Here is a 19,963-nt window from a genome sequence, read left to right on the forward strand (position 1 = left end):
ATAGAAAAAGCTAGGGGAGAGCTCCTAGCTTTTTTCTATGCTTTCCTTTTACATAATTGGGCTTGTCTTTGGAAGACTAGAACATGAAGTAAAGGAGAGTTGTGTATGAAATGGAAACATATAATTGGTGACGTTGAAGTGAATCGGGATTTAGTGTTATTGCTCCTTATAGGAGGTTTATACACGCTCGCAATTTCTTTATCGAATACGTTTGTAAATATTTATTTATGGAAACAAACACAAAATTATGTGAATCTTGGCTTGTATAATTTAGCCAGCGTGGTATTACAGCCTCTCACATTTCTTGTAGGGGGAAAATTAGCGAAACGTATCGATCGCTCGATTTTATTACGAATAGGAGTAGGGACGCTCGCAATTTTTTTTATTGTTGTCTTAGTAGCAGGGAAAAGTGCTTCTCAGTATATTTTATTAATGGGGGCTCTTTTAGGAGTAGGATACGGTTTTTACTGGTTGGCTTTTAACTTATTGACATTTGAAATTACAGAACCAGAAACAAGAGATTTCTTTAATGGGTTTCTTGGACTTCTTACATCCTTCTCTGGAATGATTGGACCAATAGCAGCAGGATACACAATTTCACGTATGGAGAAATGGAGTGGCTATACTGTTATATTCTTTCTTTCATTAGTTCTATTTGCAATTGCTGTCGTCTTAAGCTTCTTTTTATCTAAAAGAGAATGTGAAGGGCGTTATGAAATCGTGCAAGTATTGAAAGAACGACGGATTGATAAAAATTGGGGAAAGATTACACGAGCTCATTTTTTCCAAGGGTTGAGAGAAGGAACGTTTATTTTTGTCATTTCAGTATATGTTTATTTAGCAACTAATAGTGAGTTTGCATTAGGGAAATACAGTTTAGTGAACTCTGCTGTATCCTTTGTATGTTATTACTTAGTTGCTCGTATGTTAAAGAAGGAGTGGCGAAAAAAAGCAATTTTACTTGGAGGCATTATTTTATATGCTGTCGTCTTTTTAGTTATTTTCAATGTTACATACACGAAATTACTTATTTATGCGGCATGTATTGCAATTGCATATCCTATATTACTTGTTCCGTACGGATCAATGACATATGACGTAATTGGTAGAGCGAAAAATGCGAGAGAATGGCGTGTGGAATATGTCGTTGTTCGGGAGTTGTGGTTAAACGCCGGAAGAATCTGTTCCATTTTAAGTTTTTTATGTGCTGTACTATTCTTTCCACCTGAAAAAAGTTTACCTTACTTATTATGTATTTTAGGTGCTGGACATTTTCTTATTTATTTTGCAGTTAAAAATGTCAAATATGATGAGGGAAATGCGAGTAAAGCAAGTGTTGTAACGCAAGGGAACGCGCAAAATCAAACTGAACCAGAAGGTTAACTTCTCGTTTGTTTTATGCTAGAATAGAAAAAGATGTAAGACAGCAGTGAGGACACCTGTATGAAGGTGTCCCTTTCACATTACATAGCTGTTGGTAGAGGGGGTTTGTATGAGCAAGAAGCAGAAGCAAAATAAGAAAAAGACCCACGTTCCTTTTCGGTTAAACGTGCTGTTTTTCTGCGTGTTTTTAATGTTCTCCGCGGTTATTGTAAGGCTCGGATATGTACAAATTGTTCGCGGTGAAGAATATAAGAATGAAGTGGAGAAGAAAGAAAACTCAACGATAAGTAATCCTGTACCGCGTGGGAAAATATTTGACCGTTATGGGCGACCTGTAGTAGATAATGCAGCCGTTCGTACTATTACATTTACAAAAATGAAAGGATCAACTGCAGAAGATCGCTTAGAAACAGCGAAAAAGCTAGCAGATTTGATTGAAGTACCGACAGATAAATTAACAGATCGCGATAAAAAAGATTATTGGCTTGCTATGCATAAAGAGGAAGCTAAAGAAAAAATTACGAATAAAGATCGTCAAGAGTTTAAAGATAAAAAAATTGATGATAAAGAATTAGACGAGCGTCAGCGAAGTCGTGTAACAGAAGAAGAGATTAATCAATTATCCGCAAAAGATCTAGAAATACTAGCGATTAAAAGTAAGATGGACGGCGGATATGCAATGACACCTCAAGTTATTAAAAAGGATGCTACAGAAAAGGAATATTCGATTATTAGTGAAAACCTAGCAGCATTACCAGGTGTAGATACGAATGTTGATTGGGAGCGAAAATATACGTACGATGATTTATTCCGAAGTGTACTTGGTGGGGTGTCGACATCTGATGAAGGTTTACCGAGAGAAAGACTAGATTACTATCTTGTTCGTGATTATAATCGAAATGACCGAGTAGGAAAAAGTTATCTTGAGCAACAGTATGAAGATAGCCTACACGGTACGAAAGCAGAAGTTAGAAATGTTACAGATAAAAACGGTAATATTTTAGAAACGATTAATGTATCAAAAGGACAAAGTGGTAATGACCTGAACTTAACAATTGATATGGAATTACAAAAGCGCGTGGAAGATATTCTTGCGAAGAATTTAATGAGGTTTAAAGGAAGCGAACCTCTTTTAGATCGCGCATTCGTTGTAATGATGAACCCAAAAAATGGCGAAGTTTTATCTATGGCGGGGAAACAATTAGTTAACGAAGATGGTCAAACGAAAGTAAATGACTTTGCATTAGGTACCATGACAAGTTCTTATCCGATGGGATCAACTGTAAAAGGTGCAACAGTACTTACTGGATATCAAACTGGTGCGATTCAACCAGGATCGGTGCAATTGGATGAACCAATTAAATTAAAAGGTACACCTACGAAGTCGTCTTGGAAAACGATGGGATACATTAATGACCTTACAGCTTTAAAAATGTCTTCTAACGTTTATATGTTTAAAACAGCGATGAATATCGCCGGTGTTCAGTATGTGAGAGGTGGTACGTTAGATATACCTCAAAAAGCATTTGATACGATGCGTTATTATTTCGGACAGTTTGGACTTGGTGTAAAAACAGGAATTGATTTACCGAATGAATCTGCTGGTCAGATGGGTAGAAGTAGTCAACCAGGTTTCTTACTAGATTTATCAATTGGACAGTATGATACGTATACACCGCTGCAATTAGCGCAATATATTTCGACGATTGCCAATGGCGGATATCGTATGCAACCACAAGTTGTAAAAGAAATTCGTCAACCGGCAGTGAAACCGGATGAAGTTGGGAAAGTTGTTCAATCTATGGAACCGAAAGTATTAAATCGTGTTGATATGCCAGAATCGCAAATTAAACGTGTTCAAGAAGGATTTAGACAAGTTTATAATGATTCAGGTGGTACAGCTACAAAATACTTTACAGGTGCAAAATATAAAGCGGCAGGGAAGACAGGTACCGCGCAAACTGTGTATGGCGGAGATAAAGAGATTGGTAGAAAGGCAAACGGTGAACGTGTGGAAACATATAACTTAACATTAGTAGGTTATGCGCCACTTGAAGATCCAGAAGTAGCATTCTCTGTTGTCGTTCCGTGGGTACATGATGATAAGACTGGTATTAATGGATATATTGGTCGTGAAATTATGGACGCTTACTTTGATTTAAAAAACAAAGAAGTAAATGGTGAAGCTCCAAAAGATGATAAAGACAATAAAAATAAAGAGCAAGATGATGAATAAAAAAGTTGTAAAAAAGCACACTATCTGAAAAGATAGTGTGCTTTTTTTTATGGTTTATGCATATCGTGTAATAAATGTGGACAAGTATACAACTTTGAAAAAAACGCGGCCGTATAAATGATACTTGTATATGGTGGGATAGGGGATAAATATTTTATAGGGAAATCATCAGAGGAAATGAATAGCTACTACTGAATTGAAATTGTACCGTATGTTGATTTATGTGGAACTTTACAAAACTTTTACAAACAATTAAAACCGAATTAATAGTTTAGCAGTATTCTTATATCTGTAATCCTGTTATTTTTGGTTACTTCTAGGAGGAAGAACACGTGAAATGGATGCGTACACCGATTAAAGTTTTCGTATTATCAATATGGTTCCTCTGTTTTGAAATGTCTACTGCATTTGCTTTAAATGATACGGGAGAAGTTAGAGTTGATGGATCCTCAACGGTTTTTCCTATTATAGAAGCAGTAGCGGAGGAATATACAAAGGTGCATCCAGAGGTGAAAATTTCCATCAGTATTTCTGGAACTGGGGGAGGATTTAATCGTTTCAGTAAAGGAGAAGTAGATATAAATAATGCTTCGAGAGTAATGAAACAAGTCGAGAAAAATGAAATGAAGAAAAACTCTATTCAGTTCACACCTTTTGAGGTTGCTAACGACGGTCTTACGATTGTTGTGAATCGCCATAATACATGGGTAGACGATATGTCAGTAGACGATTTACGACTACTTTGGAGTGAAGATGGAAGAGAGAAGCGATGGTCACAAATTCATTCAACATGGCCACGTGAACAAGTGAAGTTTTATGCACCAGGCGTAGACTCTGGTACGTATGATTATTTTCAAAATGTCATCTTACAAAATCATCGCATTGTAAAAAAAGTCTCTTTGTCTGAAGATGATCAAGTTATTATGCAAGGGGTAATGAATGATAAACATGCCATTGCTTTTGTAGGATATGCTTATTATATGGCTAATCGAGATAAGGTGAAAGCAATAAAAGTAAATGGTGTATTTCCGACGAAAGAGACCATTCAATCAGGTAAGTATGAGCCGTTATCTAGGCCGCTACTTACTTATGTGAATAATGCATCTATCCGAAATAAAATGAATGTAGCAAACTATGTTGAGTTTATGATTCAGCATGTCGGTAACCTCGCTGAAGAGGTCGGGTATGTAAAATTAAAAAAAGAAAAATACAATGAACAGCTGCGTATGTTAACAGAAATAAAAAGGTAATGTCAGGGTGGAAAGGGGTTTTCATCTTTGGCTCATAATGACAAAAGTCAAATTACATTTTCTGTACAACATTTGATTGAAAGAAATACAAAACAAAGAAAAAAAACGCAGCGAATCAATCGAATAGTACCTTTATTACTAAAAATAATTGCTAGTGTTTCTATTGTGACGACACTTGGCATTGTTTTTACGCTCTCTAATGAAACAATCATGTTTTTTCAAAAAATATCATTATACTCCTTTTTGACGGAGAAAGAATGGTTACCATTTTTTGAAGACCCTAAATTCGGTATATTACCACTTATATGTGGAACGTTCCTTGTAACAGCAATTGCTATGTTTGTAGCAATTCCTATCGGTTTAGCGTGTGCCGTATTTTTAAGCGAATATGCTTCAAATAGTGCACGGAAAATATTAAAGCCGATGTTAGAGCTATTAGCAGGTATCCCGACAATTGTATATGGTTTTTTTGCATTAACAGTTGTTACACCGCTTTTACAAAGGATTATACCAGATTTACAGTTTTTTAATGCGATTAGTCCAGGAATCGTTATCGGATTTATGATGATGCCTACAATTGCATCTCTATCTGAAGATGCGATGAGAGCTGTGGCGAAAGGGACGAAAGAAGCTTCATTAGCACTCGGAGCGACGCGGTTTGAAATGGTAAAACAAGTGGTGTTTCCGTCCGCTTTTACAGGGATTATGGCAGCAATTATATTAGCAGCTTCTCGTGCGATTGGTGAAACGATGATTGTTGTAATTGCAGCAGGATCCACACCAAATGTATCGCTTGATCCGACACATTCTATTCAAACGTTAACAGCCTATATTGTGCAAGTAAGTTTAGGTGATGCTCCGCATGGAACGATTACGTATTACAGCATGTATGCTGTAGGCGCAACGTTATTTTTGTTTACCTTTATTATGAACATCATTTCGCAGTCAATTATGCGCCGTTTTAGGAGGATGACATAATATGCGAATGTTGAATCATAAAAAAATACAAAAAAATATGGCATCACGCTTTTTAAAAGATCGAATTTACAAATTGTTATTTTATATAGCAATTTTATTTTCAATCGTAATTTTGTTTTTGTTACTGTTTCAAATTGTTGAAAAAGGTATAAGTTATCTTTCAATAGATTTCTTTACAAATTTCGCTTCACGTAATCCGAAAGAAGCTGGTATTGCTGCAGCTTTGTCAGGGACAATATTATTTATGAGTATTGTTATACCTGTTTCTTTTATATTTGGAGTTGGAACAGCACTTTATTTAGAGCAATATGCGAAGGAATCTCTATTTAAAAAAATAATAGAGATTAATAATCAAACGTTAGCAGGAGTACCATCCGTTGTATTTGGATTGCTTGGTTTAACTATTTTTGTATATGCTCTTCATTTAGGAGAGAGTATAGTTGCAGCAGCATTGACGATGAGTCTACTCGTTTTACCAACAGTTGTTGTGGCGAGTCAAGAAGCAATTCGATCAGTACCAAGTGTTTTATTAGAGGGTTCTTACGGATTAGGTGCTACGAAGTGGCAAACGATGTATCAAATTGTATTGCCATATGCTTTCCCAGGGATTATAACGGGCTGTACGTTAGCGATATCAAGAGCAATTGGAGAGGCTGCACCACTATTAGTTATTGGGGCACTTGCGTTTGCAAATTATGTTCCATTTAGTATGTTTGATAGATTTACAGTTCTACCAATTCAAATTTTTAATTGGATGAGTAGGCCACAAGAAGAATTTCAGTATGTAGCAGCAGCTGGGATGATTGTTTTGTTAGGTTTGTTGCTATTTATCAATATATTTGTTTTATGGTTACGAAATCGAAAATAAGTTGGAAGTGGATGAAAGGGGAATTCAAATGGTAGCAACAGTAGTAAATGTACAGGTGAAAAACGAAGAGAAAATCGAGACTGCGCCAAAGAAGGTAGTATTTGATACGAAAAACTTAAATTTATGGTACGGGGAAGACCATGCTTTAAAAGATATTAATTTAAGTATTCATGAGAATGAAGTTACAGCCATTATCGGTCCAAGTGGCTGTGGTAAATCAACTTACTTAAAAACATTAAATCGCATGGTAGAGTTAGTACCGATCGTTCGAACTACAGGTGTAATTGAGTATAGAGAACGCAATATATTTGATAAATCATATCCAGTTGAAGAATTAAGAACGCATGTAGGAATGGTGTTCCAAAAGCCAAATCCATTTCCAAAATCTATTTATGAGAATGTAACATACGGTCCAAAAATCCATGGTATTCGTGACAAAAAGACATTAGATGAAATTGTTGAAAAAAGTTTACGTGGAGCAGCGATTTGGGATGAGTTAAAAGATCGTTTGCACGATAATGCATACGGTTTATCTGGTGGACAGCAACAGCGTCTATGCATCGCACGCTGCTTAGCTATTGAGCCAGACGTTATTTTAATGGATGAGCCAACATCGGCATTAGACCCAATTTCAACATTAAAAGTAGAAGAATTGATTCAAGAGCTAAAGAAAGATTTTAGTATTGTTATCGTAACGCATAATATGCAACAAGCAGCGCGTATTTCAGACAAAACAGCTTTCTTCTTAAGCGGGGAAGTTGTGGAGTATACAGATACAAACAAATTATTTACGACTCCTTCAGATAAGCGTACAGAAGATTATATTACAGGTCGCTTTGGTTGATATCGTTTCAAAGCTAAGAGCAAATGCCCTCTTAACAGAGGGCATTTCTTATTTTATCTTACTGTTAATAAAGAAGTAATACTTCTCCTTATCTTAAGGTTTATTACAAGCGTAAGAGGCTATGTAGGAGATTTACCCCGCTATTTGCGGGCAGTAAGACCCCCACCTTAAAATTTAGCGAAAGCAAAGAAGTTAGGGAGGGGATCTTGCTGCCTATCAAATCCCGATTGATGAGGGTTGATTAAAGTTTCACTTTTATATAATGGCACATAATATTGAGGGGGAAGAAAAATGGTAAGAGAACAGTTTCAAGGTGATTTAAAAGCGTTACAGCAAAAGGTGATTGAGCTTGGAGAATTAGCAAATGCGGCTTTATTGATTGCTATGGAAGGTCTGCATACAAGGGATGTAGAGAAAGCGTTAGAGGTCATTGATGGTGATTACCGCATGGATAATTTAGAAGAGGAAATAAACGATCTTGCGCTTATGCTCATTACGAAGCAGCAACCTGTAGCAAGTGACTTAAGAAGGATTTTTATTTCAATTAAAACAGCGACAGATTTAGAGCGCATTGCAGATCATGCTGTTAATATTGCAAAGGCTACAATTCGTCTTGGGGAAAAAGAAGTGGCTGTTAGTTTGCACAACCTAGATGAAATGTTTGCGGTTGCAAATGAGATGTTGCATTTAGCGTTAGAAGCATATGAACAAGAAAATTTAACTTTTGCGAAACAAATTGCTGAAATGGATGATTCCGTTGATGAAATATATGGAAAAGCAATTCGTGAGTTTATATCTTCAGTTCCGGAACAACCAGAAGCAATTACGCAAATTACACAATTATCATTTGTCGCGAGATATATTGAGCGTGTAGCAGATCATATTACAAATATTGCTGAAAATGTCTTTTATTTAGTAAAAGGAAAGCATTATTTATTGAATGAGTAGGAAAAAAAGCAGGTGATGAGAAATCACCTGCTTTTTTTAGTCAAAACATGACAAAAAAAGCTCGTTGTTTCCTTTAGTTTATGATGATAAGATGTATCATAATGTAATGGAAAAATTAGTATATATGTTTGTCGTTAATAAGTATTATTTACCAATTTATAGTAAGCGCTTTCTTGTTGTTTGAAATGTACGTTTTTATAGGTTAGAAATTTAATTATATAGTCTTCTAAATGAGGATGTGTTTAACTAATCAAGTTTATGCTGCTAGTTCATGTGGGATAGGGAATATACATATGGTATATGGAGTTACTGAACATTATATAAGTGGAGGCTGAAGTATATGAAGGGGGTTATTTTAGCTGGAGGAAAAGGAAGGCGCCTTAGACCATTAACATGTAATACTCCAAAGCCGATGTTACCATTATTAGAAAAACCAGTTTTAGAATATAATATTGAGTTATTACGCCAGCATGGTATTCGTGAAATTGCAATTACTGTTCAATATATGAGTACGACCATTAAGCAATATTTTGGTGACGGTAGTAAATGGGGAGTTAACTTGTATTATTTTGAAGACTCTCCTCCGCTTGGTACAGCAGGGAGTATTAAACAAGCAGAACAATTTTTAGATGAAACATTTGTTGTGATAAGCGGGGATGCATTAACTGACTTTCAATTATCAGAAGGAATTAGGTTTCATGAACAAAAGAAAAGAATGGTAACAATGTTTGTGAAAGAAGTAGAAAATCCACTCTCATTTGGATTGGTTGTAATGAATAAAGACCAGGAGGTTACACGATATATAGAAAAGCCGGGCTGGAATGAGGTAGTATCTAATGTTGTGAATACAGGCATATATATTATGGAGCCAGAAATCTTTTCTTACATACCGCCTAGGCAATTTTTTGATTTCAGTCATGATGTGTTTCCGTTATTGGCAAAAAAAAATGTGTTATTCGCATATTTGTCAGAAGGTTATTGGTTAGATATCGGCACATTTAATCAATATCGACAAGCACAATTTGATTTGTTAACGAAAAAGTTACAAGTACCTATTCCTTATACAGAAGTATTACCGATGGTATGGATGGGAGAAGGGGTGACGATTGGTAAAGGGACGAAAATTCATGGCCCCTCTTTTATTGGAGAAGGAGCAAAGATTGGTACAGGAGCTGTAATTGAGCCATATTCTATTATTGGGAAAAATAGTATCGTTTCAAATTATTCTCATCTTCAAAAAAGTATTGTTTTTGCAAATACCCACATTGGGAAGTATTGTGAACTATTAGAAACGACAATAGGAGAGCGTACAATAGTTGAAGATGATGTTACACTGTTTCAAAAAAGTGTTGTAGCGGATCACTGTCACATCGGAAGAAGTACGGTAATTAAGCAAAAAGGAAAACTATGGCCTTATAAGGCGATTGATAGTCATTCGATAGTAGGAGCAGCTGGTATTCAAGAAAGTGAAATGAGTGCAGGGTGGTTACAAAAAAGCCGCATTGTAGGAAGAGGGAATGTTGAAATTACTCCGCAGTTTATCGTGAAGATTGCGATGGCGTATGGTTCTCTTTTTAAAAAAGGAGAAAGTATATTAATTGGAAGTCAAGAAAATATAGAAACAACCTCTTATAAAAATTTATTTTTACATGCTATTCATGGTATAGGGATTCATACGATGGAATGTAAAGAAATGAACGAGTCACTTTTTCAATATAGTGTTCACCAGTTGCAATGTGCAGGTGGTGTTTTCATTCAAGTGGAGAATGAGAATGAGATTGTTATAAAGTTATACGGTCAAGCTGGCATGCCGTTAACGTATAAGCAGCAAAAAGAGATAGAACAAGTATATATGTCCGAATTGTTTTATTACGTGCATGAGAAAGAAATGGGGCGTAATAAGCTCGTTCATGTTTCTATGAATGAGTATATAGAAGTTATATTGGAGCATATTGATATCGAGAAAATACAGATGCAGAAGTTTCATCTTCTTATTAATAAGAGAAATGATACGTTGCAACATTTACTCATGCTCTTTCTGCAAAGACTTGGTTGTACAGTTACATGGATTTATGCAAGCGAACAAAAAGATCATGTGAAAGCTTTGATGAAATCAAGTAAAGCGAATATGGCTCTTATGTTTTCTGAGCAAGGAAATCATTTCGAGTTATACGATAAACATAGTAATATTTACCAAGGTACAGATTTGGAAGAGGTAGATATTCCAGATTTCTTACTCGAATCGACAAGAAATATTTACCCAATGTCTTTGAAGTTAGGAGAATGTTATCTTCTATTTTATACGCAGGATGAAAGAAAGTCGTTTCAAGTAAGGTGGAAGCGAGATATTTTATATCGGATTGGAAAATTATTCGAGCTAATAGCATTGCAAGGAAAAACGTTTCTCAGCATAGTAGAGCAATCACCTCCGCTCTATTTACTTTATGATGAAGTGGTATGTTCATGGAATGAAAAAGGGGAAATTATGAGGAAATTATTGGATGATATAGAAAGGAAGGGAGAAGGTATATTTGAAGGAGTACAGTTCAAATATACTGAAAAAGAGTGGTCTTATATCGTTTCTGACACAAAACAACCAAAATTTTTGGTGTATTCACATGCTAGAAACCCAGTAATAGCAAGGGAAAATATGAAAAATCTTATAGAAAAAATTAGACAATATCAAAAGGTGTAGAATTTTTATTTTAAAAGTGGTATTATAGTATAGTCTGATTTAAGTTATTAGTACTGGAGGGAAATAAGAATGCGTGTGAATATTACTCTAGCATGTACAGAATGCGGAGATCGTAACTATATCTCAAAGAAAAATAAACGTAACAACGCTGAGCGTATCGAGCTTAAAAAGTATTGCAAGCGTGACAAGAAGTCTACGTTACACCGTGAAACAAAGTAAGCAGTAGGAATATTTTCCTACTGTTTCTTTTTTTATTCGATTCCTATGTTAAAAGTGATACACTATCAGCATAGAGTAAAGTGTCACTGTAAGGGGGAGAATGTGTGAAAGCAGAGAAAGTACGTTTACGTAAACAAATAATAGAACACATGAATTCTTTATCAGAAGAACAGTATACAACTTTATCAGAACAGATTGCATTTTCGTTGTATGCGCAAAAAGAGTGGGTTGAAGCTAAAACAATTGGAATTACTCTTTCAATGGAAAATGAAGTGAATACATATCCTATTATCGAAAAAGCTTGGGAAGAAGGAAAGAAAGTTGTAGTTCCTAAGTGTAATAAAGGAACTAGAACGATGTCCTTCCGGCAAATTAATAATTTTGATCAATTAGAAACGGTGTATATGAATTTACGTGAACCGATTCCCGGGCTTACGGAAGAAGTGAATATGGATGAAATTGATCTTCAAATTGTCCCAGGCGTAGCTTATACAGAACGAGGAGAGCGAATTGGGTACGGCGGTGGCTATTATGATCGTTATCTCGTGCATTATAAAGGGAAAACGCTGTCATTAGCGTATGATTTTCAAATGGTAAAACACATTCCAGTAGAGCCATTTGATAAAAACATAGAAAAAATTATTACAGAAAAAGGAACACTGCTTATAAATAAGCTTGTATAGACAAATAAAAATTGACGAGACTTTTTCTTCTTGATTATAATAAAATATGTGAACGTTTTCTTATTATAATTTTTTATAGTAAGTGAGCATAGAGGGTGATGAAATGGTATCTATTTATGATATTCAGCAATTGCTAAAGAAATTTGGTACGATTATTTATACGGGAGATCGAATTGCAGATTTACAATTAATGCAAGATGAATTGCGTGAATTAAATCAATCACAGCTAATCGATCCACAAGACTATCAAACAGCTTTATTTTTATTGAAGCAAGAAATTCAAAAAGAGCTAAATAAGAATTAGATAAAGGTAGGTAAGCAACATGGAAGAGAAATGGTTAGTTGGTGTTGACCTTGGTGGTACAACGATTAAATTAGCATTTATTAATGTATACGGTGAAATTTTACATAAGTGGGAAATCCCTACGAATACAGGTGAGCAAGGAAAACATATTACACTTGATGTTGCGAAAGCAATTGATAAAAAGCTAGAAGAATTAGGCGAATTGAAGAGCAAATTAATTGGTATTGGTATGGGAGCTCCTGGTCCTGTACATGTGGCGTCTGGAATGATTTATGAAGCGGTTAATTTAGGATGGAAAAACTATCCGCTAAAAGATTTATTAGAAGTAGAAACAGGATTACCTGTTGTTATTGATAATGATGCAAACTTAGCAGCGCTTGGTGAAATGTGGAAAGGTGCTGGTGAAGGTGCAAAAGATTTAATCTGTATGACACTTGGTACGGGCGTTGGTGGTGGTGTAATCGCCAATGGTGAGATTGTACACGGCGTGAGTGGTGCTGCTGGTGAGATTGGACATATTACAGTCGTTACAGAAAATGCTTTCCCATGTAATTGCGGGAAGTCTGGTTGCTTAGAAACAGTAGCATCTGCGACAGGTATTGTACGTGTTGCTATGCAAAAAATACAAGAGACTAATAAAGAGAGCATGTTGCGTTCTATGTTAGCTGAAGAAGGACGTATTACATCAAAAGATGTCTTTGAAGCACTTGGACAAGGTGATGAATTAGCAGGTGAAGTAGTAGAAAAAGTAGCTTCTTATTTAGGATTAGCTGTAGCGAACCTTTCTAGTACATTGAACCCAGAGAAAATTGTTATTGGTGGAGGCGTGTCTAAAGCTGGAGATGCGCTATTAGAACCAATTCAACGCTATTTCGAGCAATACGCTTTCTCACGTGCTGTAAAGAGCACGAAGTTAGCTATTGCAACACTTGGTAATGATGCAGGTGTTATCGGAGGAGCTTGGCTTGTAAAAAAGCACAAATACGAAGCGAAGATGATATAAGTTGTGAAATATGAAAAGAGGAAGGGGGAACCCTTCCTCTTTTTGTGTAAAATCTCGATGAAGAATAAAGTGTAAACGAATTAAGCTGCTGGTGGATACCCGTTATATAGAACAGTCATGATCGTAAACCATCCGAAAACGAGTACAGTTGCAATTGCAAAGCCGCTCGCGAAAAAGTTTTTTTCACGAAGTGTTCTAAGCGTAGCAAATACAGCTAACAGAGTGACAAGTGTAAAAATAATAACAAGGCCCATACAATATCCTCCTCTGTCTACCCATTTCTTATTATGAGTTTTTGGAATATTTACTCTTTTATATTGTACATGTTTTAAAAATGATTGTCGAGATAGCATCCTTTCTTTTCCTCAGAGAAAGAAATGTTGTATCATTAAAAGTAAGTTTAACAACTGGAGGAGATTTTCATATGAAATGGATACAAATGCCGTTAGGCCCATTACAAACAAATGCTTATATTTTAATGAACGATCAAAAAGAGTGCATTATCTTTGACCCTGGTCATGAAGGTGAAAAGCTCGTTACATATTTACAAGAAGAACAATTAAAACCATTGGCTGTTTTATTAACACATGCTCACTTTGATCATATCGGTGCTGTTGATGCCGTAAGAGACGCTTTTCATATTCCTGTGTACGTACATAAAGAAGAAGCAGATTGGTTAGGAGATGCAACTGTAAACGGCTCTCAAATTTTTATGATGAACCGCAGTATTACAGCAAAACCAGCGGATCATATTATTGATGCAGAAGGTACATTAACAATTGGATCATTTAATTTTGAAATTTTTGAGACACCAGGACATTCTCCAGGAAGTATTTCTTATTATAGTAAAGAAGCGAATGCTGTATTCTCAGGAGATGTATTGTTCCAAATGAGCATTGGAAGAACAGATTTGCCTGGTGGAAGTTTTGCTGAATTAATTGGAAGTATTGAAGAGAAATTATTTGTATTACCAGATGAAACAGCGGTATTATGTGGACATGGTCCAGAAACAAGCATTGGCTTTGAAAAAGAAAATAATCCGTTTTTACAATAAGGAGTCATTATGGGAATGGAGCTCATTTTAAGAGAATGGATGGGGAAAGAAAAGGATTATTCAATTTCATATAGTACGTATATGAACCTTGTATTGTATACGGAGGGTCATGGATATTATATGAAAGAACGTGAAAAGATTGGAAGACAAGGGGATTTTTTTACAAGTAGCAATGTATCCTCTGTTTTTGCAAAAACTTTTGCTAAACTTTTTATTCGTCTTGTTGAAAATGGTGAAGTTGCTTCGAATATTTGTGAGGTTGGTGGGGGAACAGGGAAGTTTGCCTATGATGTTTTACAAGAATGGAAGCAATTATCTCCAAACACCTTTATTAATTTAAACTATTCAATGATTGAAGTGAGCCCTTTTCATAGGAAATTACAGCAGGAGAAACTTGGCTCATTTTCTAATGTATCGTACTATACCTCCTATAGTGAAATGGGAGATTCTTTCGAGGGAATTCTTTTTTCGAATGAGTTGTTTGATGCATTTCCTGTTGAAGTAATTGAGAAAAGAAATGGTATATTGTATGAAGTACGTATTACATATACAGAGGAAGGAAACCTTTCAGAAGTATGTAGGCCGTTAAATAAAAGAATTGGTCGCTATTTATTGAAATATAATATTCATATTGCTGAAGGGCAACGTTTTGAAGTACCAATTGTTATGGAGGAGTATATAAAAGAAATTTCGAAATGGTTTCAAAAAGGTATATGTATTACAGTTGATTACGGATACACAAAAGAAGAATGGATGCATCCAGCACACCGCGAAGGAAGTTTGCGAGGATATTATCAGCATAAGCTAATGCGTAACCCACTAGCGCATCCAGGTGAAATGGATCTTACTACTCATGTTCATTGGGACGAGCTAAAGGAGATGTTTAGTATGCAAGGAATGAGTGCAGTATGGCATAAGAAACAATCTGAGTTCTTGTTAGCTGCAGGGATATTAGAACAGCTTACGAGCCATCAAGATACGAATCCTTTTTCTGAAACGCAAAAACAAAATCGAGCAGTTCGTTCTATGATTTTAAATGGAGGAGTAGGGAGTTCGTTTGATGTTGTTATACATACAAAAGATATGCAACATTTACATTTGGATCGGTATGTAACAATATAAAAAACAAGACACAGTATATACTGTGTCTTGTTTTTTAATACGACTTATGTAGTATTATATATTTCCTCTCATGATATATATTTATATTAAAGATATGAGATAAAAAATATAGAATACGTTCTTTTTCTGCGATTATTAGTCCCTAACCTAATAATACACGAACGAGTTGAATGATTGTTTCATTCTCTACTTTGTAATAAATTTCCAATCCTTTTCTTTCACTAGAAACGATTTTAGCGCTTTTTAATTTTGCTAAATGCTGTGAAATTGTTGATTGTGGCATGTTTAAGCCAGTATACATTGTAGAAACGTTGCTTGGACCGCGCTCGATTAATCCTTTTACGATACATAAACGAACAGGATGAGCTAGCACTTTTAATAATTCTGCATTACTTTCATATAGTTCTAATTCTTTTTGAAAGGTTTCTAACATGTTCTTTTCCACCTCCGTGTGAGCTATTATACCATACTATACATACCAAAAATTTAAAGAAAAGAAAATAGTTGTTGCAGAAAAAAAGTCCTAAAGTAAAGAAATTGTAAGAAAAGAGACCCGGATGTAAATAAAATAGGTAAATTAGCATGTTTTTGTAAAATGACATTTTTGGGTGAAAATTTCGATGCGTTTTAAAAATTGAAAGATATAGATATATTTGTAACACAATTTTATCATGATTTTCTTATTCTTTCAAATGAATATACGAAATTTTTAAAATAATATGACAAAGGAATTATAATGATATATATAGAATATAAAACAGGTTAAAAGAAAAGAAGCTGAATGTCATTCGCTTCTTTATGGTGATAATGAAATATTTGATTACGGCTGATAAATCTTAGGATGATCAAGTCATTAGTCATTTATTCTAAAATTCATCTTTTAGCAACGTTAAAAATCTGTGATTCCATATGTTCTCATAAAAATCAATTGTCTCTTTTGCGGACATAAAAGGATTATTCAACGTAGAGGTTGTTTTCTGTCCCATAAAGTTTTCGTATCCTAGTCCGTGGGCAAACTTAATCGTTGCATCCATACAGTACTCTGTTTGGGCGCCACAAAATTCAATGCGATTTACAGATAATTGATTTAAAATTTCTTTTAAGTTTGTTTTATAAAATGAATTTGCATGTGTTTTTCTTACAAAAAAATCTTGTTCTTGAACATCTAGATCGGTATGAATAGCCCAAAGTTCTTTCTCGGGTACTAAATCATCATCACAATGTTGAACAAAAAGGATTGGTTTATTTAATTTTCTATATGAAGAAATTCTTTTATTTACTTTTTTTAGTAAGTTATGTAAATCAAATAAATGCTCCTCGCTATAACATACGCCATTTTGTAAATCGATAACGATTAAAATATCTGCACAAGTATCCATTATTTTCACCCCTTTTTATTTCTTAATATATCAATTAATCCATTATTTAGAAATAGATGATATACTTTTATTTTTTATGGACTACAAGAAAAGAAGAAATTCAAATGAATATAGCTAAACCGCATAAAAAGAAGATATGAAAACCTAATCTCATATCTTCTTTTTCTCTATGCATTTACAGGTTCTTCTACATAAGAAAGGGCATTTTCAAAATCGGATATTAAATCGTTAACATTTTCAAGACCGACTGATAACCGAAGTAATGAATTAGAGATTCCTCTTTTATCACGAGCTTCTTGCGACAGTGCTGCATGTGACATTTTTGCTGGATAAGAAAGAATTGACTCTACAGCTCCTAAACTAACTGCAAAAACAGGCAATTTTACTTTTGATAAAAATTTGCGGAGTGCATCTTCTGACTGCAAAGTAAACGATAAGACCGCTCCAGCTGATGTTGCTTGAGATTGTTGAATATCAAATCCGAGATGAGTTTGTAATCCCGGATAATAGACATTTTTTACTTTAGAGTGTTCTTGTAAATAATGTGCGATTTTATTGGCATTTTTAGCTGAATGTTCGAAGCGTACATGCAATGTTTTTAGACCGCGAAGTACGAGAGAACAATCTTGAGGTCCTAAAATAGCACCGAATGCATTTTGTAAAAATCCAAGCTTTTGAGCGAGTTCTGAATCTTTTACTACTGCTAATCCGGCAGTAACATCACTATGACCAGCAATAAATTTTGTAGCACTATGAAGAACGACATCAGCTCCAAGTTCAAGTGGTTTTTGGAATAGTGGTGTCAAAAATGTATTATCAACAAAAGTAAGAGCCCCAATAGATTTTGCGAGTTTAGAAACCTCGCGAATATCTGTCACTTTTAAAAGTGGGTTAGAAGGTGTTTCTACATAAAAGAGCTTTGTATTTGGTTTAATGTTTTGTTTTATTTCTTCTAAATTGGTCATATCAACAAATGTATGTGAAACACCGTAACGGGAGAGTACCTCAGTTATCACTCGGTAAGTGCCTCCGTACACATCTTCTGAAATGAGTACGTGATCACCTTGTGAAAGAAGGAGGAATGCAGTGGAAATCGCTGCAATGCCTGATGCAAAGGCGAATCCTTTTGTTCCGCCTTCTAATAAAGCAATGATATCTTCAAGAGCTTCACGAGTTGGATTTCCTGACCTGCTATAGTCATATTTTCCGAACGTATCTACATCAAACTGGTGAAAAGTTGATGTGTTATAAATAGGAACGTTCACAGCGCCTGTTTGCGAGTCGTGTTTATATTGGTTGTGTAGTAAGAGTGTATCTATAGAATAGCTCATATTCTTACACCTTCTTTTACGAGTTTAATTGCTTGCTTTAAGTCTTGAATTAAATCGTTACTATTTTCAATGCCAACTGAGAATCGAAGAAGACGATTGCATACGCCGTTTGCTGTTCTAATTTCTTCAGGAATATCAGCATGTGTTTGCGTTGCTGGATAAGTCATTAAACTTTCTACACCACCAAGACTTTCGGCAAATGTAATTAAGGATAAAGATTGTAAGAATGGATTAATCCAAGCTTCATCTTTAAGGCGGAATGAGATCATGCCGCCTCTTCCTGGATAAAATACATCTGTCACCCCGTCTTCATCATTTAAATACGCAACAACTGCTTTCGCATTTTCTTCATGTTGCCTCATGCGAAGCGCTAACGTTTTCATACCGCGAATTAATAACCATGAGTCAAATGGGCTTAAAACTGCACCTGATGCATTATGATAATGAGCGATTTCCTCGCAAAGTTCCTTTCCTTTTGCAACGACAAGCCCGCTTAGTACATCGTTATGTCCCCCTAAATATTTCGTTGCGCTATGAAGTACAATGTCAGCACCTTCTGTTAATGGTTGCTGTATATAAGGTGTGTAGAAAGTGTTGTCTACAATAAGGAGTAGTCCGTTCCTTTTCGCTACAGTTGCGACAGCAGCAATATCAGTAACTTGCATTAATGGATTAGTTGGAGTTTCTATGAAAATAGCCTTCGTTTCAGTTGTGATAGCTTGCTCAATTTGTTTAATAGACTGTGTATTTACGTATCTACATCGAATATTCCACTTTTTTTCATGCTCAGAAAATAATCGATACGTTCCCCCGTATAAATCTTCAGATACAATAAGTTCGTCTCCAGAGCGGAATAGAGAAAGGACGAGGAGAACAGCCGCCATCCCTGAACTACAGGCATAACCTTGTTCGCCATATTCTAAGTCTGCGATCGCCTGTTCTAAAAGACCGCGAGTTGGATTGCCAGTTCGTGAATAGTCAAAGCCAGTAGATTTACCAATTCCTTCGTGACGATAAGCGGTTGAGAAATAAACTGGTGGATTAACCGTTCCGGTTGTAGTTTCACTGCGATTTCCGATTTGTGCTAGTTTTGTTTCGATTGTTGACATGTGAAAATTCCTCCTTTTTAAATTGAAACATTAAGTGAATATAAAATAAAAAAGCCTTCTAAGAAGAAGGCTTTCGGTTTGAATAGAGTCTTCTTCTCATCTGTCAAATCTTTCACAATTTGCTGGAATTAGCACCTTATTAACAAAATGTTAATGGTTGCTGAGGCGTCACAGGGCCAGTCCCTCTACCTCTCTAGATAAGAATGTTCGTATGAAATTTTTATTATGTTTTTAACTTTACAATAAAATATAACTGAATTGCAACTTTATTTTAAATAATTTTTATTTTTCCGCAAGTGTCATTGACTTTTACTTTTGTGCATGCTAAATTTATTAAAAAATTAACAAACATTGTTAAAAGGGGAACGCATTTCCTTTTAGCTACATAAATAAAATAATAAAGACAACTCTTATTGAGAGCGGTGGAGGGAAAGGCCCTGTGAAACCCGGCAACCTTCAAACGAAATGTTTGAAACGGTGCTAATACCTGCAAAACGAATGTTTTGCATAATAAGAGGAGGAACGATTATGTCCCCCTCTTCAAAGTGAAGAGGGGG

Annotated in this window: 19 protein-coding genes and 2 riboswitches; of the genes, 14 read left to right on the forward strand and 5 right to left on the reverse strand. The window is 35.3% G+C overall.

Annotated elements, in window-relative coordinates; all coding sequences use genetic code 11:
• The first annotated feature begins 105 nt into the window (after positions 1 to 105).
• The 12 genes from ACS2QP_RS00625 (at position 106) to glcK (ending at position 13,411) form a co-directional block, all read left to right on the forward strand.
• The gene (locus ACS2QP_RS00625; protein WP_000871384.1) at positions 106 to 1,383 is read left to right on the forward strand and encodes an MFS transporter; all 1,278 of its coding nucleotides are present in this window, start codon (positions 106 to 108) and stop codon (positions 1,381 to 1,383) included.
• 109 nt (positions 1,384 to 1,492) lie between these two features.
• The gene (locus ACS2QP_RS00630) at positions 1,493 to 3,619 is read left to right on the forward strand and encodes a peptidoglycan D,D-transpeptidase FtsI family protein (RefSeq protein WP_438882086.1); all 2,127 of its coding nucleotides are present in this window, start codon (positions 1,493 to 1,495) and stop codon (positions 3,617 to 3,619) included.
• A gap of 332 nt (positions 3,620 to 3,951) precedes the next feature.
• Complete coding sequence (locus ACS2QP_RS00635) at positions 3,952 to 4,869, forward strand: PstS family phosphate ABC transporter substrate-binding protein (protein ID WP_438882087.1); 918 nt, start codon at positions 3,952 to 3,954, stop codon at positions 4,867 to 4,869.
• Between the two features lie 27 nt (positions 4,870 to 4,896).
• Positions 4,897 to 5,847: a phosphate ABC transporter permease subunit PstC gene (pstC, locus tag ACS2QP_RS00640; protein WP_000940918.1), complete on the forward strand. Its 951-nt coding sequence runs from the start codon at positions 4,897 to 4,899 to the stop codon at positions 5,845 to 5,847.
• A 1-nt stretch (position 5,848) separates the two neighbouring features.
• Positions 5,849 to 6,715, forward strand: coding sequence for a phosphate ABC transporter permease PstA (pstA, locus tag ACS2QP_RS00645; RefSeq protein ID WP_001242557.1), 867 nt, complete (start codon positions 5,849 to 5,851; stop codon positions 6,713 to 6,715).
• Between the two features lie 28 nt (positions 6,716 to 6,743).
• Positions 6,744 to 7,559 (forward strand): phosphate ABC transporter ATP-binding protein, encoded by an 816-nt coding sequence (gene pstB / locus ACS2QP_RS00650; protein WP_000226686.1) that lies wholly within the window; start codon positions 6,744 to 6,746, stop codon positions 7,557 to 7,559.
• Between the two features lie 291 nt (positions 7,560 to 7,850).
• Positions 7,851 to 8,507, forward strand: a complete 657-nt coding sequence (phoU, locus tag ACS2QP_RS00655) for a phosphate signaling complex protein PhoU (RefSeq protein ID WP_000251240.1) — start codon at positions 7,851 to 7,853, stop codon at positions 8,505 to 8,507.
• Positions 8,508 to 8,847: 340 nt separating this feature from the next.
• Positions 8,848 to 11,202 (forward strand): sugar phosphate nucleotidyltransferase, encoded by a 2,355-nt coding sequence (locus ACS2QP_RS00660; protein WP_438882088.1) that lies wholly within the window; start codon positions 8,848 to 8,850, stop codon positions 11,200 to 11,202.
• 69 nt (positions 11,203 to 11,271) lie between these two features.
• On the forward strand, positions 11,272 to 11,421 hold the full coding sequence (gene rpmG / locus ACS2QP_RS00665; protein ID WP_001265616.1) for a 50S ribosomal protein L33: 150 nt from the start codon (positions 11,272 to 11,274) through the stop codon (positions 11,419 to 11,421).
• 104 nt (positions 11,422 to 11,525) lie between these two features.
• On the forward strand, positions 11,526 to 12,104 hold the full coding sequence (locus ACS2QP_RS00670; RefSeq protein ID WP_000642750.1) for a 5-formyltetrahydrofolate cyclo-ligase: 579 nt from the start codon (positions 11,526 to 11,528) through the stop codon (positions 12,102 to 12,104).
• Between the two features lie 103 nt (positions 12,105 to 12,207).
• The gene (locus tag ACS2QP_RS00675) at positions 12,208 to 12,408 is read left to right on the forward strand and encodes a YqgQ family protein (RefSeq protein WP_000253699.1); all 201 of its coding nucleotides are present in this window, start codon (positions 12,208 to 12,210) and stop codon (positions 12,406 to 12,408) included.
• A gap of 19 nt (positions 12,409 to 12,427) precedes the next feature.
• A complete protein-coding gene (gene glcK / locus ACS2QP_RS00680) occupies positions 12,428 to 13,411 on the forward strand; it encodes a glucokinase (protein ID WP_000391701.1) in 984 nt (327 codons plus the stop codon).
• 80 nt (positions 13,412 to 13,491) lie between these two features.
• On the opposite strand, the gene ACS2QP_RS00685 is transcribed toward glcK, so the two are convergent.
• The gene (locus ACS2QP_RS00685; protein WP_000524852.1) at positions 13,492 to 13,665 is read right to left on the reverse strand and encodes a DUF2759 domain-containing protein; all 174 of its coding nucleotides are present in this window, start codon (positions 13,663 to 13,665) and stop codon (positions 13,492 to 13,494) included.
• 170 nt (positions 13,666 to 13,835) lie between these two features.
• On the opposite strand from ACS2QP_RS00685, the gene ACS2QP_RS00690 reads away from it, so the two are divergent.
• Both ACS2QP_RS00690 and ACS2QP_RS00695 read left to right on the forward strand, forming a co-directional pair.
• Entirely contained in the window at positions 13,836 to 14,465 is a 630-nt protein-coding gene (locus tag ACS2QP_RS00690) for an MBL fold metallo-hydrolase (protein WP_000871225.1), read from the forward strand.
• Between the two features lie 9 nt (positions 14,466 to 14,474).
• Positions 14,475 to 15,587 (forward strand): class I SAM-dependent methyltransferase, encoded by a 1,113-nt coding sequence (locus tag ACS2QP_RS00695; protein ID WP_000525150.1) that lies wholly within the window; start codon positions 14,475 to 14,477, stop codon positions 15,585 to 15,587.
• A 142-nt stretch (positions 15,588 to 15,729) separates the two neighbouring features.
• On the opposite strand, the gene ACS2QP_RS00700 is transcribed toward ACS2QP_RS00695, so the two are convergent.
• From ACS2QP_RS00700 to metI, 4 genes are all read right to left on the reverse strand, one after another.
• A complete protein-coding gene (locus ACS2QP_RS00700) occupies positions 15,730 to 16,020 on the reverse strand; it encodes an ArsR/SmtB family transcription factor (protein ID WP_000894377.1) in 291 nt (96 codons plus the stop codon).
• A gap of 433 nt (positions 16,021 to 16,453) precedes the next feature.
• Positions 16,454 to 16,966: a cysteine hydrolase family protein gene (locus ACS2QP_RS00705; RefSeq protein WP_438882089.1), complete on the reverse strand. Its 513-nt coding sequence runs from the start codon at positions 16,964 to 16,966 to the stop codon at positions 16,454 to 16,456.
• Between the two features lie 167 nt (positions 16,967 to 17,133).
• The gene (metC, locus tag ACS2QP_RS00710; RefSeq protein ID WP_438882090.1) at positions 17,134 to 18,297 is read right to left on the reverse strand and encodes a cystathionine beta-lyase; all 1,164 of its coding nucleotides are present in this window, start codon (positions 18,295 to 18,297) and stop codon (positions 17,134 to 17,136) included.
• Positions 18,294 to 19,406: a cystathionine gamma-synthase/O-acetylhomoserine thiolyase gene (gene metI, locus ACS2QP_RS00715; protein WP_017673550.1), complete on the reverse strand. Its 1,113-nt coding sequence runs from the start codon at positions 19,404 to 19,406 to the stop codon at positions 18,294 to 18,296. The genes metC and metI overlap by 4 nt, the downstream gene beginning before the upstream one ends.
• A 93-nt stretch (positions 19,407 to 19,499) precedes the next feature.
• A riboswitch (SAM riboswitch) is annotated at positions 19,500 to 19,610 on the reverse strand.
• A gap of 203 nt (positions 19,611 to 19,813) precedes the next feature.
• A riboswitch (SAM riboswitch) is annotated at positions 19,814 to 19,923 on the forward strand.
• Positions 19,924 to 19,963: the final 40 nt, after the last annotated feature.

Origin of the sequence: Bacillus cereus group sp. Bce019 (genome assembly GCF_051781745.1) — a bacterium.
GTDB lineage: Bacteria > Bacillota > Bacilli > Bacillales > Bacillaceae_G > Bacillus_A > Bacillus_A cereus.

Excerpts from the sequence above, each read along its gene's own strand:
- metI (WP_017673550.1), bottom strand. The coding sequence starts at position 19,406 with ATGTCAACAATCGAAACAAAACTAGCACAAATCGGAAATCGCAGTGAA.
- ACS2QP_RS00660 (WP_438882088.1), top strand. The coding sequence starts at position 8,848 with ATGAAGGGGGTTATTTTAGCTGGAGGAAAAGGAAGGCGCCTTAGACCA.
- ACS2QP_RS00685 (WP_000524852.1), bottom strand. The coding sequence starts at position 13,665 with ATGGGCCTTGTTATTATTTTTACACTTGTCACTCTGTTAGCTGTATTT.
- ACS2QP_RS00690 (WP_000871225.1), top strand. The coding sequence starts at position 13,836 with ATGAAATGGATACAAATGCCGTTAGGCCCATTACAAACAAATGCTTAT.
- phoU (WP_000251240.1), top strand. The coding sequence starts at position 7,851 with ATGGTAAGAGAACAGTTTCAAGGTGATTTAAAAGCGTTACAGCAAAAG.
- ACS2QP_RS00625 (WP_000871384.1), top strand. The coding sequence starts at position 106 with ATGAAATGGAAACATATAATTGGTGACGTTGAAGTGAATCGGGATTTA.
- glcK (WP_000391701.1), top strand. The coding sequence starts at position 12,428 with ATGGAAGAGAAATGGTTAGTTGGTGTTGACCTTGGTGGTACAACGATT.
- ACS2QP_RS00675 (WP_000253699.1), top strand. The coding sequence starts at position 12,208 with ATGGTATCTATTTATGATATTCAGCAATTGCTAAAGAAATTTGGTACG.
- ACS2QP_RS00705 (WP_438882089.1), bottom strand. The coding sequence starts at position 16,966 with ATGGATACTTGTGCAGATATTTTAATCGTTATCGATTTACAAAATGGC.
- rpmG (WP_001265616.1), top strand. The coding sequence starts at position 11,272 with ATGCGTGTGAATATTACTCTAGCATGTACAGAATGCGGAGATCGTAAC.
- ACS2QP_RS00630 (WP_438882086.1), top strand. The coding sequence starts at position 1,493 with ATGAGCAAGAAGCAGAAGCAAAATAAGAAAAAGACCCACGTTCCTTTT.
- ACS2QP_RS00695 (WP_000525150.1), top strand. The coding sequence starts at position 14,475 with ATGGGAATGGAGCTCATTTTAAGAGAATGGATGGGGAAAGAAAAGGAT.
- metC (WP_438882090.1), bottom strand. The coding sequence starts at position 18,297 with ATGAGCTATTCTATAGATACACTCTTACTACACAACCAATATAAACAC.
- ACS2QP_RS00700 (WP_000894377.1), bottom strand. The coding sequence starts at position 16,020 with ATGTTAGAAACCTTTCAAAAAGAATTAGAACTATATGAAAGTAATGCA.
- pstB (WP_000226686.1), top strand. The coding sequence starts at position 6,744 with ATGGTAGCAACAGTAGTAAATGTACAGGTGAAAAACGAAGAGAAAATC.
- pstA (WP_001242557.1), top strand. The coding sequence starts at position 5,849 with ATGCGAATGTTGAATCATAAAAAAATACAAAAAAATATGGCATCACGC.